This window comes from Pseudoalteromonas sp. J2K-J031 (assembly GCF_058197095.2).
In genome coordinates, this window is sequence record NZ_CM200280.1 from 104,514 (window position 1) to 120,875 (window position 16,362).

Consider the following 16,362-nt stretch of genomic DNA (forward strand, 5'->3'; position numbering starts at 1 on the left):
TCATGAACTTGGCACAATTATCAATTGAGAAAAAAGTCATCTCTTGGATGGTGACTTTGTTGCTGCTAATTGGCGGAACATTTTCTTATTTAGGCTTAGGTCAATTAGAAGACCCCGAATTTACCTTAAAAAAAGCCATGGTGATCACCGCATACCCTGGTGCTTCGCCTGAACAAGTTGAAGAAGAAGTCACCTATCCCATTGAAAATGTGATCCAACAATTACCTTATGTTGATTATGTCAGCTCAATTTCATCGCCTGGTATGTCTCAAATCTCTATTGAGATGAAAAGCACTTACCGAAAAGAAGAGCTGCGCCAAATGTGGGACGAACTGAGGCGAAAAATTAACGATCTTGCGCCTAAACTCCCTAATGGTGTGATGCCTTCAAAAATTATGGATGATTTTGGGGATGTCTATGGTGTGATGTTTGCGGTCAGTGGCGCAGGTTACTCCTATGATGAGCTAAAAGATTATGTTGATTACTTACGTCGAGAGCTCGTTTTAGTCGATGGCATTGGCAAGGTGGTTGTCGCAGGTGAACAACAACCCCAAGTCATGGTTGAAATTTCAACTCATAAATTAGCCAGTTTAGGCATTTCTGCACAACAAATATTTCAATTGCTGCAAAGCCAAAATACGGTATCTAATGCAGGTAAAATCAAAGTAGGCAGTGAGTCTATTCGTTTGCACCCTACAGGTGAATTTAAAGATGTTAAAGAGCTTGAAAACTTACTTATTTCAAGCCCAGGGGCATCAGAGCTGATTTACCTTGGTGATGTAGCAACCGTATCGCGTGGCTATGCCGAAGTACCGCAAAACATTATTCATTTTGCAGGTCAACAAGCTCTGTTGCTCGGTGTCTCATTTAGTTCTGGTGTGAATGTCGTTGATATCGGAAAAAATCTCACCAAGCACTTGGCAGAACTTGAATACCAGCGTCCTCACGGTATCAATGTTCAAACTGTGTATAACCAACCCGTTGAAGTTGAAAAGTCGGTGAATGATTTTATCATTTCGTTACTTGAAGCTGTGGCTATCGTTATTTTAGTTTTGCTCGTTTTTATGGGTTTTAAAAGCGGTGTGCTCATTGGCTTAATTTTATTAATAACAGTACTCGGTACATTTATATTCATGAAATTATTTGCCATTGATTTGCAGCGAATTTCGCTCGGTGCACTGATTATTGCTTTAGGCATGCTGGTCGACAACGCCATAGTGATCACCGAAGGTATTTTAATTGGCTTACAAAAGGGCCGTACCAAAGTGCAAGCTGCGGTTGATATTGTCGAACAAACCAAATGGCCTTTATTAGGTGCCACCGTGATTGCCATCACTGCATTTGCGCCTATTGGACTCAGTGCCGATGCAACGGGTGAATTTGCTGGTAGTTTGTTTTCAGTATTGCTGATTTCATTATTATTAAGTTGGGTAACGGCGATTACCCTGACGCCATTTTTTGCCGATCTGATGTTTAAACAAAGTAACGCAGTTGACCCAAATGAAGACCCTTATAAAGGCATTATTTTTACCGTTTATCGCAGCGCATTAAGTTGGTGTTTAACTTATCGTAAAGCCACTATGGGTATGATGCTATTGGCGCTAGTGCTATCAGTCGTCGGTTTTGGGCAAGTTAAACAGTCGTTTTTTCCAGCATCGAATACCCCAATGTTTTATCTTGACTATTGGCGATACCAAGGGACTGATATTCGACAAACTCAAGCTGACATCAAACAAATCGAACAGTACTTGCTCAGTAAAGAATCTGTGCTTGATATTACTAGCACCATAGGACAAGGCGCACCGCGCTTTATGTTGACGTATGCACCTGAAAAAACCTATCCAGCCTATGCGCAAATGATTATTCGTGTTGCCGATCGTGACGCACTTGACCCTATTATTGCTGATCTAAGGCAATACAGTGCCGAACATTTACTTGATGCTCAAGTGAAATTAAAACGAATGGAAATTGGCCCTTCAACTGATGCAAAAATTGAAGCGCGTTTTTCAGGCCCCGATCCACTTGTACTACGCGAACTTGCCAACCAAGCAAAAGCAATTCTTAAAAGCGATCCCAAAGCATTTAATATCAAGGATGATTGGCGCGAGCGGACGAAAATTATTCGTCCAAAATTTAATGAGCAAAAAGCCCGCCGCCTTGGGATCAGTAAAGCCGATTTAGACAGTCTGTTACTGACTAGCTTATCAGGTAAACAAGTGGGTGTTTATCGTGAAGGAACACAAACTTTACCCATTATTGCGCGCTCACCAGCCAATGAGCGTCTTGAAGTGGATAGTTTAAATGACTTACAAATATATAGCCCTGCCCTTCGTGTTTATATTCCGATTAATCAGGTTGTTGATGGTTTTGATACGGAGTTCGAAGATAACTTATTAATGCGCCGTGATCGTAAACGTACCATCACAGTAATGGCCGATCATGATATTTTAGGGGATGAAACAGCGGCTAAATTGTTTGCACGAGTTAAAGCACCGATTGAAGCAATTGTATTGCCTCACGGTTATGAACTGCATTGGGGAGGCGAATTTGAATCGTCTTCAAAAGCGAAAAAAGCTATTTTTGGATCTTTACCCATCGGGTATTTAGCCATGTTTGCCATTACTGTATTGCTTTTTAACTCTGTTAAACAACCTTTAGTGATTTGGGCTACAGTGCCTTTGGCCATTATTGGTGTCAGTGGTGGTCTATATGTGACCGATAGTCCATTTAGTTTTATGGCGTTATTAGGGCTATTAAGCTTATCGGGGATGTTAATTAAAAATGGTATTGTATTGGTCGATCAAATCAATCTAGAACTCGCAGAAGGTAAAGACCCTTATTTTGCGATTTTTGATTCGGCGGTTTCACGTGTTAGGCCTGTTGCTATGGCTGCCATCACGACCATTTTAGGCATGATCCCCCTTTTATTTGATGTCTTTTTTAAATCCATGGCTGTCACCATTATGTTTGGATTAGGCTTTGCCACGATTTTAACCCTAATTGTAGTGCCTGTGCTTTACGCAATGATTTTTAACATCAAACGCTAATCGACTCAGAGCCTCACCGCACATGTGAGGCTCTGCCTTTAATTTGATTCAATTCAATTCAATGCAATACATTAAAAAATGACTTATGCAGAACTTTGCTTAATTGCACTGTAACTCGTTGTTTTAAAATTTATGCGTCAACTGAACTCTTCCTTCTTGTACACCGTTTTCATCACGATTATTTATAAAATCACAAAATAATTTTGCAATTAACCTCTGCCTAACATATTATCTCGAACCATTGATATATTGTATACAATATATCAATGTGGATTTTGGGGGTTTCATCAATGAGGTTAATAATGAATAATTTTAATAAAAAACAACTCTTAAGTTTTAAAAAATCACTTTTAGTCAGCTGCATCTTAGCGAACATGTCAGTGCCTGTAGTTAATGCCGCTGATAGCACTGAACAAGTAGAGCGAATTGAAGTGACAGGTTCGCGAATTAAACGCGTTGATTTAGAAGGTGCGGTGCCAGTTACAATTTTAAATGCCGAAGACCTGGCAAATGCCGGTTTTGCAACGGTCGGTGATGCATTACGTAACTCTAATTTAAATGCGTTTGGATCGTGGGGTGGCGGTGCAAATAATAGCTGGAGTTCACAATCTACTGTCCAGTTAAAGGGAGCCTCGGCACAACATACCTTAACCTTGCTTGATGGTAAGCGCATGGCAAAATCACCGGTGTTAGATGGAGGGGCCAGTAACCTAAATACGATCCCAATGGCAGCGGTTGAGCGTATTGAAATATTAACCGATGGTGCCTCTGCTATTTATGGAACAGATGCAATAGCGGGCGTAATTAACGTTATCTTAAAAAAAGATTTTCAGGGATTGCAATTTGATGGCCGAGCCGATCGCCCATCAGCCAAAGGGGGGGATTCTAGCAATTTTTCATTCACAGGTGGGCTCAGTTCAGATATGGGCAGCTTAGTGTTTACAATTGAGCATTATGAAGAAAGCCCCATAATGCAAGCTGACAGAACTTATACTCAACCTTCTGTTATTCCAGGTGGAGATGCGAATGACGCAAACGATTGGGCTAATATTTCATGGACTGGGCGAGCGTTAACGCAAGGTAATGCCGGTGGCTGGGCATGGCAACATCCTTTTGAAGGTGATGCCACCTGCGCTGATATTTATGGGGCTGATTTTAAAGGGCCGTTAACCGATCGTAACTACGATGGAGATACTTTGTGTGGTTATGATTATACTAATGCAGCAGCGAGCTCTTCTCGCTCGCGTCGTGATAATACACTCATTCATTACACTTATAACGTGACCGATGACATTCGCCTAACAGCTCGTGCTTATTGGGCAAAAAACGAAACCCTAGATGTTTCAGCCCCTGTACCTGCCAATATTTCAATCCCTAATGGCCTGCCTGCTTATACCACTTCACAGGGAATTCGTTTAAAAGAATTGTATGCTGATCCTGATGCTGGAATGAAATTTCGTTTTGATAATGCTGGTGATCGTGTGGCAGAAATGCATGATAACGTATTCGATTATATGCTTGCGCTTGATGGTTCAACATCTGCTTTTGACTGGGATGCGTCAATTTCTTATAACAAATACACTAACTTTGTATGGGGTACGGGTTATTTACTCGATGGGGCACAAAATGATTTAGTAGGCCATTGGGATGATCAAACCAATACGTTTGTAGGTTGGGATCCGCGCGATCCAAATTCACCTCTACCTGGTGGCATTGCGGCTAACTATGATAAACGTATGGTGGCCGATTACCTAGAAGCCGCAGGTGGCCTAAGTTTTGATTTATTTCAACTCGATGCTGGCACATCAGCCATGTACATTGGTGCATCGTACCGTGAAGAATCCCTTGACTCTAAAGTTGATGCACTTGCAGAAGCTGGATTAATCGTAGGCGGAAATGGCGGCTCTGGTGGCGCTGGCGAACGTGATGTCATTTCAAGCTATGCTGAATTGGTATTGCCGATAATTGATACCTTAGAAATCAACTTAGCAGGCCGCTACGATAAATATTCCGACTTCGGTAGCACATTTAATCCCCAAATATCTGTACGTTATAACCCACTTGATAATGTTCTATTACGATCATCTTGGGGCACTGGATTTCGAGCGCCAACGTTATCTGATTTAAATAAAGCGCAAACAGAAGGGTTTGGAAAACTCACGAACTATATTGCCTGTCATGAAGCTGGCAGTGATATCGATTCATGTAGCTTAAAACAAGAAGCGGCTACTCGCACCGGTGGCAATAAAACCCTTAATGCTGAAGAATCGGATACTTATAACATTGGTATGTCATGGGATATTAATGACAATTTTAGCATCACAATGGATTATTGGTCGCTTGAAACAGAAGGCTTAATTGATTCAATTGATTCATCAGAAATATTGCAAACCCAAGCAAAACTTAATCAAGCAGCAGATCTTGCTGGGACACCAAGGCAAGATATTTCCACTATTTATCCAGGGGCTGAAATCTCGTTGTTACCTAATGGGCGTCTCAATTATGTGGTTGCACCCGTACTTAATATCGGTAAAAGCGAACGCCAAGGTTTAGATGTGTCATTCACTGGCAATTTTAGCACTGAGTACGGTGATTTTTCAGCGAAGATAAATGTCTCTAAATACCTCAAATACAAATATTCATACATTGAAGATGGTGAAACAACTATTTCCGAGGATATTGCTGGTCGTCAAAACACGCCAGATTTACGGGTTAATTTGAGCCTAGACTACACCTTAGGAGATCACAGCCTTCACTACTTTGCAAACTACATTGGGGCACAAAAAACGTGGAATTATATCGATGATACCAACAGCAAGCTGTTTGAAATCGATGCCTATATTTCACATAACCTCAACTATAACGTCAACTTGCCATGGGAAAATAGCATCTCGTTCGGTGTAACAAACTTAACTGATGAAGAGCCCAAATTTGATAAATTTAATGCTTTTTCATCAAGCTTGTATAGCATCCGCGGTTGCACATTATACCTGTCTTTCCAACAACGTTTTTAAGCTTGCACACTCAGGTTTCAGGTTTACTGCCTTATTTAGTCTAGTATCGTTTTTAAAACCATAAGCACGTTTTAACGATATAAGTAAGGCAGTCATTCTGAATAAGATGCATGAGCTAAAGTAGGTTGCTGATATGCCGCCTACTTTGTCGCTTGCATTTGTAAGCGCTGAGACATTCCCTGTAAGCCGACGAAAGTCGGCTTTTTTAGCCATAAAAAACGCCTCAAAATGAAGCATTTTTAAAATGAGATATTTATGGGTGATGAGATGGACACTCCCAAAACGGCGTCTATGCGCCCCAACTTAACTTTCTAAAGGTCATTTTTATTCAATATTTCGCTATTGCTTTATTCTTACTGGAAAGCTGCGCTTGCTTAACTGGATTAACGCTTTAATTTATATGGATTGGCATTGCTATTTTACTGGAATAGGCAATTGCATACTCCGGTTCTAACAGCGCACTAGTTCAGATTAGATAACGTTCTAATTCGGTTAAGCCAGCGCACGATTCCGGCTGAAAAAACGCAGTTGTTTTTTTTAATTTATTCAGCAAACAAATTTACTTGGGAACGGATCTCACTGAAGAAAAAACTCAAGATTAGATCCACGGATTTGATATGTTTTTAATCCATATTTTTCTACCATAAGTCATCAAGCAACACTTGCGCATTATCATACTGATAAACAGGAAATACCTGACATCTCTCATAAATATCTTATTGATTTGAATTAATTATCATCAAATCACAACATAAAAATCGATGTCAAATCTACTGGTGGATTGAATAGCTGCAGCTTGAGAGAAATTGTTGTAACGGCTCTTTCACATCAAAAACGATGGTGGCCATATATTGACCTGGGTTTTGCCGAATAATCGGATTGTAAGGCATGATAAAACTAGGCAGGTACTGAGCTTACTCAAATAAAGACTAAGGATGATAACCAACCCCGCGATGGCACCTCGCTTTTTTCGGTCAAAAGCACGAGCACTGCATCGACTACTGTTATGTTTATTTTAACTACTGGGTTAGCAACTTTGCAGCAATTGATATTAGGCCTGTTGAACTTGCCCATTATCATGGCCGAAGTTCAACAGCTGCGAGTGTGTGCTTACGTTGAGGCACTCAATCTGTTTTAGCAAGTGCAAACAGGCTTATGCTTAGTTTACTAAGCTGCCCCATAAATCATATTCGTCAGAGTGTTCAACTAACACTTTAACAACATCACCTGGTTTGAGATCAGTTTCACCGTTTAGGTAAATCACACCATCAATTTCAGGCGCATCAGCAAAGGTACGACCAATCGCACCTTCTTCGTCAACTTCATCAACTAACACTTCCATAATTTGACCTACACGTAATGCCAAACGGTTTTTGCTGATTTCTTGTTGTTTCAACATAAAACGCTCAAAACGGTCTTGCATTATTTCTTCTGGCACAGGATCAGCTAGTTCGTTTGCTTTAGCGCCCTCAATAGGTGAATATTTAAAACAACCAACGCGGTCAAGTTGTGCCTCTTCTAACCAATCGAGTAATATTTGGAAATCTTCTTCTGTTTCACCTGGGAAACCAACAATAAATGTTGAGCGGATCACTAATTCAGGGCACAGATCACGCCATTTTTTAATGCGATCTAATGTACGCTCGGCTTGGCCTGGGCGCTTCATCATTTTTAAAATGCGAGGGCTTGCATGCTGAAAAGGTATATCTAAATAAGGGAGTAACTTACCTTCTGCCATCAGTGGAATGATGTCATCAACATGTGGATATGGGTAAACATAATGCAAACGCACCCAAATACCAAGCTTGTTCAATGCTTGACACAAGTTAAGCATGTCTGTTTTAACTGGCATGCCATTCCAAAAACCGGTTTTGCTTTTAACATCAACGCCATAAGCACTGGTATCTTGGCTAATAACCAATAATTCTTTTACGCCAGCTTGTTTTAAACGCTCGGCTTCTTGCAGCACATCACCAATTGGACGCGAGACTAAATCACCTCGCATTGATGGAATAATACAAAACGTGCAACGATGATTACAGCCTTCGGATATTTTTAAATAGGCATAATGCTTAGGAGTCAATTTTACGCCTTGGTCAGGAATAAGGCTCAAAAATGGGTTTAACACTGGTTTTGGTGCAAACTCATGGACATGCTCCATCACGTTTTCGTATGCATGAGGGCCTGTGATCCCAAGCACATTAGGATGCACTTGACGAATTTCATCTTCACGCGCACCTAAACAACCCGTTACAATCACCTTGCCATTTTCTTTTAGTGCTTCACCAATAGTATCTAAAGACTCTTGCACTGCACTGTCTATAAAACCACACGTATTTACAATCACCACATCTGAATCATGGTAACTACTGACTACTTCGTAACCTTCAGTTCGAAGTTGCGTTAAAATTCGTTCTGAATCAACGAGATTTTTTGGACAACCTAAGCTTACAAAACCGACTTTAGAACCCGTACTTTTAGCTGTTGGTGCTTGACTGGCAAGTGTTTTAGCTGGAGTGTCTAGGGTCGTGGTTTGTTTTGGATTGAAGGTTTCTACTGTCATGGTTTACCTGTAAAGAGTGACGCGCAAATGCTGGAGGCGGATTATAGCCTAAACATTTAATAAAGTAAGTAAGAGTGACCCCTTGCATCGACGATTTATTAGCAATCAATGCTTAGGCTTGTGTTTATTACGAGTAACCTAACCTAAGATCATTGAATAAAATCAACTCAATTATGAGTTTTTAGGTTAATAGTGATAAACCAAATTGACTGAACTATTTAACGTAAAAAAGCGTATAGAAAAAGACAATTCATTTTAGATGGTTTTTATATGCAGCTTGGCGTTTTTCCTTTACCTATTGTGCTTTTACCGGGCGGTGTCACTCGTTTACGGATATTCGAACCTCGTTACATTCGTTTGGTTAAAGAAAGTGTGGGTGGAACGGGTTTTGCTCTTAGCTGTTTTGAACAAGACTATCAATATAACAGCTCTACCACAGCAACATGGGTTGAAATTATTGACTTTGCAATGCTTGACGACGGGTTTTTATCCATTGATATTCAAGCTAAATCGTTAGTTTTGCTCAGCGACTTTGAGGTTGAACACGATGGGTTAATACGCGCTAAATCAAAGCCTATACCACACTGGCCAAAACAAACCCTGTCGGTGCAATCGCAAGCAATCGCCATTGAACTTAAAACTATTTTTGCATCTAACCCAAAGTATGCAGCTATGTATAAAGAAACGTTTTTTGCTAACCCAAATTGGTGTTGCGCTCGTTTTATAGAGTTATTACCAATAAATATTTCAGATAAAAAACAATTTCTTAGTGAACAAAGTTTTGGTGTTTGTCTTAACTTCCTCCATACTCTGCTATGCGGAGAAAAATAATTTTTGTGCGACTGATCTTTATTTTTATTCCTCACGTATTACAAGGCATGTTTATTAAAGTGTAATAACTATGCAAATTCAACAATCGCATGTCCCTCAGGGCACAGCATCTTTGACTAGAAAAGCCAAAATGAGTCCAGAAGAGTCACAACAATTAAAAAATTGGTTAACTGATATCGCAGTCGAGCGCGATCGTCAGGCATTTGCTCAGATATTTAAATGGTTTGCACCTAAAATTATTCGCTTTGGTATCAAGCAACTTGGCAGCGAAGCGTCTGCAAACGAACTATTACAAGACACCATGAGTAATGTATGGCGTAAAGCGCACCTTTTCGATTTTGACAAAGGCGCGGCCACGACGTGGATTTACACCATAATGCGTAATGTCTCTTTTGATATGCTGCGCAAAGTACGATCACAACGTGAAGATTATCTCAGTGATGATATGTGGCCTGTGGTTGAGGCGCAAACAGCACAAGAAGTAGAATTCAACGATCATTTGATGCAAAACCACATTGCGCAGTACATAGAACTCCTTCCGCAAGCACAACAACAAGTGATTAGAGGTGTTTATTTTCAAGAACTGTCGCAAGAGCAGCTCGCTGAGCAACTCAATATTCCGCTAGGCACGGTAAAATCTCGTCTTCGTCTGGCACTTAACAAGCTCAAAGAACAACTAGGAGAGCTATAATGATAAAATTTCACCCCCAATTAGCCCTATTACAAAGCTATGTATTAGGTGAGCTCCCAGCTTCTTTGACAGCAGCTATTTCGATGCATGCTGAGTTATGCCAAGAATGTGCAAACCAAATCACTGAAATTACGACCAAAACTGCGCAATCTTTTAATTCAGACCTTCAAAACGAATCTGAATCAAGTAACACTGAGTTCGATTTTTCAGCCATGATGGACACTATTTGCCAAAGCGATGACATTTATGAACCACAAATTGTCCAATCACCAGAAATTGAATTAAAAGGCAACGTTTACAACGTACCTCGCGCTCTTCGTAGCTTAAATATGAGCGGTTGGTACAAAATGGGCAAACTTAGTCGCTCACGTATTGACTTTAACGAAGGTGCATTACATAGCAGTTTACTGCACATTGATAAAGGGGGTGCGGTTCCAATGCACACTCACAAAGGTTTTGAGCTAACTTTATTACTTGATGGCAGTTTTAGCGACGATATGGGTCACTATCAAAAAGGTGACTTTATATTGCTAGATGGTGAACATACTCATAATCCGATGACTGAAACAGGATGCTTGTGCTTTACCGTAGCCGATGATGCGCTACATTTTACTCAGGGTTTGTCTAAACTGCTCAACCCATTAGGTAGTTTTATTTACTAGCACAAATTGTTAAAAGGATGACGCAATGAAAGTTCCTCAATCTGAAATTATTATTGGGATCAGTGCCTGTGTTGAAGGACAGCAAGTGCGCTTTGACCGCGGACACAAAAAATCAGATTTTTGTGTTAACGAACTTGGTAAACACGTTAAATATCGCGGCTTTTGTCCAGAAGTCGCTATCGGTATGCCGATCCCACGTCCAACAGTGCGCCAAATAAAAAAAGGTGACGTTATTATTGTTAGCCGCCCTGATGGTGAAGGCGACGTAACAGAACAAATGACCGCTTATGGTAAAAAAGTCGCTAGCTCTGTTAACGACTTAAGTGGCTTTATTTTTTGTCAAAAAAGCCCAAGTTGTGGTATGGAGCGAGTGAAAGTTTATTATGAACACGGCCAAAGTAGCGAACCTGTTGGGGTTGGTTTATTTGCAAAAGAAATTATGGCCGCAAACCCCCTACTCCCTTGCGAAGAAAATGGTCGCTTAAATGACGCAGGCCTGCGCGAAAACTTTGTTATTCGAGTTTTTACGTATCGCCATTGGCAAGATTTAGTGGCTTCAGGATTAACAAAACACAAGTTAATCACTTTTCACAGCGAACATAAATATTTGCTAATGAGTCACCATTTACCTAGCTATAAAGCGTTGGGTCAATTATTGGCAAGGGCTGATTTATCCCTTGAAGCGATGGCCGATGAATACATAAGCGGTTTAATGAGTGGTTTAAAGCATTTATCAAATCGTAAAACTCACTCCAATACGCTTCAGCATCTTCAAGGCTATTTTAAAAAGAATATTGATAAAGCTCAGAAACAAGAATTAGCAGAGCATATTGAAGGCTTTCGTCAAGGTTTAGTGCCTTTGTTGGTACCCTTAACGTTAATCAATCATTATTTAAGAGAATACCCAAAAGCGTATCTTGCTGCCCAAGTGTATCTATCTCCATACCCAACTGATTTAAAATTAAGGTACGGCTATTAATGAATCTTATGTGGTTTCGCCGCGATTTAAGGATTGAAGATAACCCGGCCTTAATCGCAGCTTTACAATCAGGGCCGACTCAGGCCCTTTTTATTGCAACTCCGTCACAATGGCAATCCCACGATATGGCTCCGATCCAAGTTGATTTCATAGAACGCCATATCAATGTATTGTCTGAACAATTAGCTCAATACGGCATTGCATTAGATGTCATCACTGTACTTGATTACGCATCGTGCCCAAAGGCTCTGAAACAGTATTGTAATCAACGTAACATTAGCCATATTTTTGCAAATCAAGAAGTCGAGTTAAACGAATGCATTCGCGACAATGAGGTTATTCAGACAGGGCTAAATCTCACGTTATTTGAAGCCGATGTCATTGTATCTAAAGGCCAAGTAAAAACGGGCAAAGGCGAGATGTTTCATGTGTTCACCCCTTTTCGTAATGCTTGGGTAAAACAGATTAAGCAACACAACATCATCATCGTCCCTCATCCACAAGATGTCCTCGAGCAATATCAGCCCATTGCAGCCCAACGTTTCACATTTGACACTAAAAAAACCTGCTCGGCAAAGTGGCCTTTGGTCAGTGATATCAAAAAACAGGTTATTTCAGATTTTTTAACTAATAAACATGCTTCATATAAGCAAGAACGTGACTTTCCGGCCCTAAAAGGAACCTCAGGCCTTTCTCCATATTTTGCCATTGGTGCTCTTAGCAGCAAAGCATTGGCCAATGCTGTTTTACAAGCGCATCCGTTTATCTTAGATAATCCAAAATCCGATATTTTTTGTTGGTTAAATGAATTAGCGTGGCGCGACTTTTATAAACATTTACTCTTTACTTATCCGGATTTAATTAAAGGTATCACTTTTTCGCAAAAGTATAGCGCGCTTAATTGGCCCAATAACACGCACTATTTTACAGCTTGGTGCGAAGGTAAAACGGGTTACCCACTTGTTGATGCTGCAATGCGTCAATTGCGCCAAACTGGCTGGATGCATAATCGTTTACGCATGGTTGTGGCCAGCTTTTTAACAAAGCATTTGTTAGTTGATTGGCGTTTAGGTGAGCAATTTTTTATGCAGCACCTTATCGATGGTGATTTCTCAGCTAATAATGGCGGTTGGCAATGGGCTGCTGGCACTGGCTGTGATGCACAACCTTATTTTCGCGTGTTTAATCCAATTACCCAAAGTGAAAAGTTTGATCCTGATGGCTCTTTCATCCGTAAGTATTTGCCAGAGCTAAGTAATGTGCCAGTTAAATACATTCACCTCCCCCACAGCTATCTTGCTGCGACAGGTCAAAGTGACAGTTATTGGCCAGCTATTGTCGAACATTCTCAAGCTAGGCAATTAGCGCTCGATTTTTATAAACAGCATCTTGGAGCGCCACAAAATGATAGTGACACCACAAATTAAAACATCTGATCCGGTGTCTGATAAACATATTAAAGTTTTTATCGATGTTTATCAGGCTCTTAATAAAGATAACCTGTTTTTGCTTGGGGATATTTATCACTGTAACATTACGTTTATTGACCCACTTCATCAGGTAAAAGGGATCACTGCCTTAAATGATTACTTTGCTCATCTTTATGAAAATGTAAGGGCAATCAATTTTAGTATCGAGCGGTTTCTTATCGATGGTCAAGAAGCAGCTCTGTATTGGAAAATGAGTTACAGCCATAGCAAGCTCAACAAAGGAAAACCCATTGTTGTAAGTGGGCACTCTCATTTGCGTTTTCGTGATGGAAAAGTAATTTATCATCATGACTATTTTGATGTTGGTGCAATGTTATATGAGCACATCCCATTTTTTGGCGCAGTAGTGCGTAGTATTAAATCGCGAGCGTCACAATGAAACAGGTTTTAATCACAGGTGCATCATCGGGTATCGGCCTTGCTTTAGCAACCTTATATGCCAATAATAACTATCACGTTTTTGCATTTGGCCGCGACAAAAATCGTTTATTACAACTTGAAGAATCACACTCAAACATCACAACGGTTGTGTGTGATTTAACTGATTTAACTTTGCTGAGCAAAGTCACTGAGTCACTCCCTTCATTGGATTTGGTGATATTAAATGCGGGTAATTGTGAATATATCGACGACGCTTTAAATTTTGATGCTGGATTATTTGAGCGCGTCATGACAGCTAACGTGCAAACCGTGGCTAACTGTTTAAGTGTATGGCTTAAAAAGATAAAACCCAGTGGCAGAGTTGCGATTAACAGCTCAAGTGCTCAATTTTTACCCTTACCACGAGCCGAAGCTTATGGCGCGTCAAAAGCAGCGCTAACTTATTTAGCTCGCTCATTAAGAATAGACTTAGTACCGCACAATGTTTTTGTATCGGTGATTCACCCAGGTTTTGTTGCAACCCCTCTTACTGCCAAAAATACGTTTGCAATGCCTTCTTTGATGACCTCCGAGCAGGCCGCTCAGGCCATTTATAACGGCCTGTGTAAAGGCAAAAATGAAATAAACTTTCCGCCTCTTTTTATCGCAACAATGAAAATGCTAGGCTTCTTACCTAAATCGCTTTGGCAAAAACTCGCTTTAAGGATGTTATAACAATGAAAAAAATAGCCATTATAGGTTCAGGGATATCTGGGTTAACTGCTGCGCATTTATTACAAAAAAAATATCATGTTACTGTATTTGAATCGAATGATTACATTGGTGGCCACACAGCAACAAAAGACATTGTGTTTGAAGGTAAAACCTATGCAATAGACACTGGTTTTATTGTCTGTAACGATAAAACATATCCTAACTTTCTAAAGTTGATGGATAAAATAGGCATTAAGCGTAAACCTACTGAAATGAGCTTCAGCGTAAAGAATTTACGCAATGGTCTTGAGTACAATGGTAATAATTTAAATAGTTTGTTTGCTCAGCGCCGCAATATTTTAAAGCCTTCTTTTTGGTGTTTGATCCGTGAAATACTCCGTTTTAATAAACAGTGCAAAGCGCTTTATAGCAACAATCAAATTAATCCCGCTTTAACGTTGGGCGATTTTTTGGTAGACGAAAAGTTTAGCGATGCCTTTTGTGAAAACTATATTTTGCCAATGGGCGCTGCTATTTGGTCAACCAGTCTTACTGAAATGCGAGCCTTCCAACTACGTTTTTTTGTCCAGTTTTTTTATAATCATGGGTTATTAAATATCAGCGATAGACCACAGTGGTACGTGATAGAAGGCGGTTCAAGACAGTATATTGACCCGCTAACTGCTGATTTTAAGGATAACATTGTATTAAATGCAAAAATAAAATCAGTCACTCGCAATAATAATCAAGTTCAGCTTCATTTTTTAGCCAGTGATATTCAAGAGTTTGATGAAGTGATTTTTGCCTGTCATTCAGATCAAGCTTTAGCATTATTAGGTGATGCAACCGAAGATGAGCAAACTATTCTAGGCGCCATAAGTTATAGTCCAAACGATGTGGTATTACACACAGATAAGAATTTACTGCCTAAACGCCCCCTAGCTTGGGCAAGCTGGAACTATCAATTAGATGACAATCTAGACCGTCCTGCTTGCGTGACTTACAACATGAACATTTTGCAAGGAATTGAAGCACCTACAACATTTTGTGTTACGCTTAATCAAACGGATTTAATCGACCCAGATACTATTTTGGCTAAATTTGTATATCACCACCCTGTATTTAACCAAAAAAGTTTAGCTGCGCAACAACAGCGCTTGCGGATTTGCGGTCAAAATAATACTCATTTTGTGGGTGCATACTGGCACAACGGATTTCACGAAGACGGGGTTAAAAGTGCTTTGTGCGTCACCGAACGATTTGGCCTTTCTTTATGATATTCAACAGTGGCATCTATCAAGGGCATGTTCGTCATCGGCGGTATGCACCGCTTTATCATGAGTTCAGTTATCAATTAAGTACCTTTGTGCTGGATTTAGATGAAATAGATGAACTATGTACCCATCATCGGTTATTTGGTCGCCAATGGTTCAAACCAATTCGCTTTAGTGAAAAAGATTATTTAAAAAATGAACCTGGCACACTTAAACAGCGTATTGATTCAGTAGTTCATCGCCTTGGTGGTTCGTGGGATGGCACTAAGGTAATTTTTGTTGGCCAATGCCGAGCACTTGGAATTTATTTTAGCCCTATTAACTTGTTTTATTGTTTTAACAACGACAATTCATGCCATTTAATGTTAGCTGAAGTAAGTAATACACCTTGGAATGAACGCCATTACTATTTAATTGATATAAATAGTAATGAAATGACTAACAAAGAGTTTCATGTTTCGCCATTTATGGAAATGGACATGAAATACAAATGGCGCGTATCACAGCCATTACAACGCTTATTGGTACATATTGAAAATCACCCAATACGTACCGATGGTAAAAAAGTATTTGATGCCACTATGGCAATGAAAAAACAGCCCTTTAGCAGCGTAGCATATTTTAAAATGTGGCTAAGCTTACCTTTTATGACCCTCAAGGTGATGAGTGGCATTTATTGGCAAGCACTGCGGCTGTTTATTAAACGTGTACCTTTTGTACCGTATGAACATCGTTGA

At 40.0% G+C, this 16,362-nt stretch carries 12 protein-coding genes; 11 read left to right on the plus strand and 1 reads right to left on the minus strand.

What is annotated here, in order from left to right; genetic code table 11:
• Positions 1–2 precede the first annotated feature (2 nt).
• Together AC3KZC_RS17775 and AC3KZC_RS17780 are read left to right on the plus strand one after the other, a co-directional pair.
• Positions 3–3,047: an efflux RND transporter permease subunit gene (locus AC3KZC_RS17775; RefSeq protein WP_490577299.1), complete on the plus strand. Its 3,045-nt coding sequence runs from the start codon at positions 3–5 to the stop codon at positions 3,045–3,047.
• A 302-nt stretch (positions 3,048–3,349) separates the two neighbouring features.
• Positions 3,350–6,061: a TonB-dependent receptor plug domain-containing protein gene (locus tag AC3KZC_RS17780; RefSeq protein ID WP_490577300.1), complete on the plus strand. Its 2,712-nt coding sequence runs from the start codon at positions 3,350–3,352 to the stop codon at positions 6,059–6,061.
• A gap of 1,159 nt (positions 6,062–7,220) precedes the next feature.
• On the opposite strand, the gene rimO is transcribed toward AC3KZC_RS17780, so the two are convergent.
• Positions 7,221–8,624 (minus strand): 30S ribosomal protein S12 methylthiotransferase RimO, encoded by a 1,404-nt coding sequence (rimO, locus tag AC3KZC_RS17785; protein ID WP_490577301.1) that lies wholly within the window; start codon positions 8,622–8,624, stop codon positions 7,221–7,223.
• A 270-nt stretch (positions 8,625–8,894) separates the two neighbouring features.
• Between rimO and AC3KZC_RS17790 the strand changes: the two genes are divergently transcribed.
• The 9 genes from AC3KZC_RS17790 (at position 8,895) to AC3KZC_RS17830 (ending at position 16,362) form a co-directional block, all read left to right on the plus strand.
• Positions 8,895–9,455 (plus strand): LON peptidase substrate-binding domain-containing protein, encoded by a 561-nt coding sequence (locus AC3KZC_RS17790; RefSeq protein ID WP_490577302.1) that lies wholly within the window; start codon positions 8,895–8,897, stop codon positions 9,453–9,455.
• A 70-nt stretch (positions 9,456–9,525) separates the two neighbouring features.
• Positions 9,526–10,146, plus strand: a complete 621-nt coding sequence (locus AC3KZC_RS17795; protein ID WP_490577303.1) for a sigma-70 family RNA polymerase sigma factor — start codon at positions 9,526–9,528, stop codon at positions 10,144–10,146.
• Positions 10,146–10,808, plus strand: a complete 663-nt coding sequence (locus AC3KZC_RS17800) for a ChrR family anti-sigma-E factor (protein WP_490577304.1) — start codon at positions 10,146–10,148, stop codon at positions 10,806–10,808. Before AC3KZC_RS17795 ends, AC3KZC_RS17800 begins: the two co-directional genes overlap by 1 nt.
• Positions 10,809–10,833: 25 nt before the next feature.
• Entirely contained in the window at positions 10,834–11,787 is a 954-nt protein-coding gene (locus AC3KZC_RS17805) for a YbgA family protein (RefSeq protein WP_490577305.1), read from the plus strand.
• On the plus strand, positions 11,787–13,214 hold the full coding sequence (phrB, locus tag AC3KZC_RS17810; protein WP_490577306.1) for a deoxyribodipyrimidine photo-lyase: 1,428 nt from the start codon (positions 11,787–11,789) through the stop codon (positions 13,212–13,214). The genes AC3KZC_RS17805 and phrB overlap by 1 nt, the downstream gene beginning before the upstream one ends.
• Positions 13,192–13,656, plus strand: a complete 465-nt coding sequence (locus AC3KZC_RS17815) for a nuclear transport factor 2 family protein (protein WP_490577307.1) — start codon at positions 13,192–13,194, stop codon at positions 13,654–13,656. The genes phrB and AC3KZC_RS17815 overlap by 23 nt, the downstream gene beginning before the upstream one ends.
• Positions 13,653–14,372, plus strand: coding sequence for an SDR family NAD(P)-dependent oxidoreductase (locus tag AC3KZC_RS17820; protein WP_490577308.1), 720 nt, complete (start codon positions 13,653–13,655; stop codon positions 14,370–14,372). Before AC3KZC_RS17815 ends, AC3KZC_RS17820 begins: the two co-directional genes overlap by 4 nt.
• 2 nt (positions 14,373–14,374) lie before the next feature.
• Positions 14,375–15,628 (plus strand): NAD(P)/FAD-dependent oxidoreductase, encoded by a 1,254-nt coding sequence (locus AC3KZC_RS17825; protein ID WP_490577309.1) that lies wholly within the window; start codon positions 14,375–14,377, stop codon positions 15,626–15,628.
• Positions 15,625–16,362, plus strand: a complete 738-nt coding sequence (locus tag AC3KZC_RS17830; protein WP_490577310.1) for a DUF1365 domain-containing protein — start codon at positions 15,625–15,627, stop codon at positions 16,360–16,362. The genes AC3KZC_RS17825 and AC3KZC_RS17830 overlap by 4 nt, the downstream gene beginning before the upstream one ends.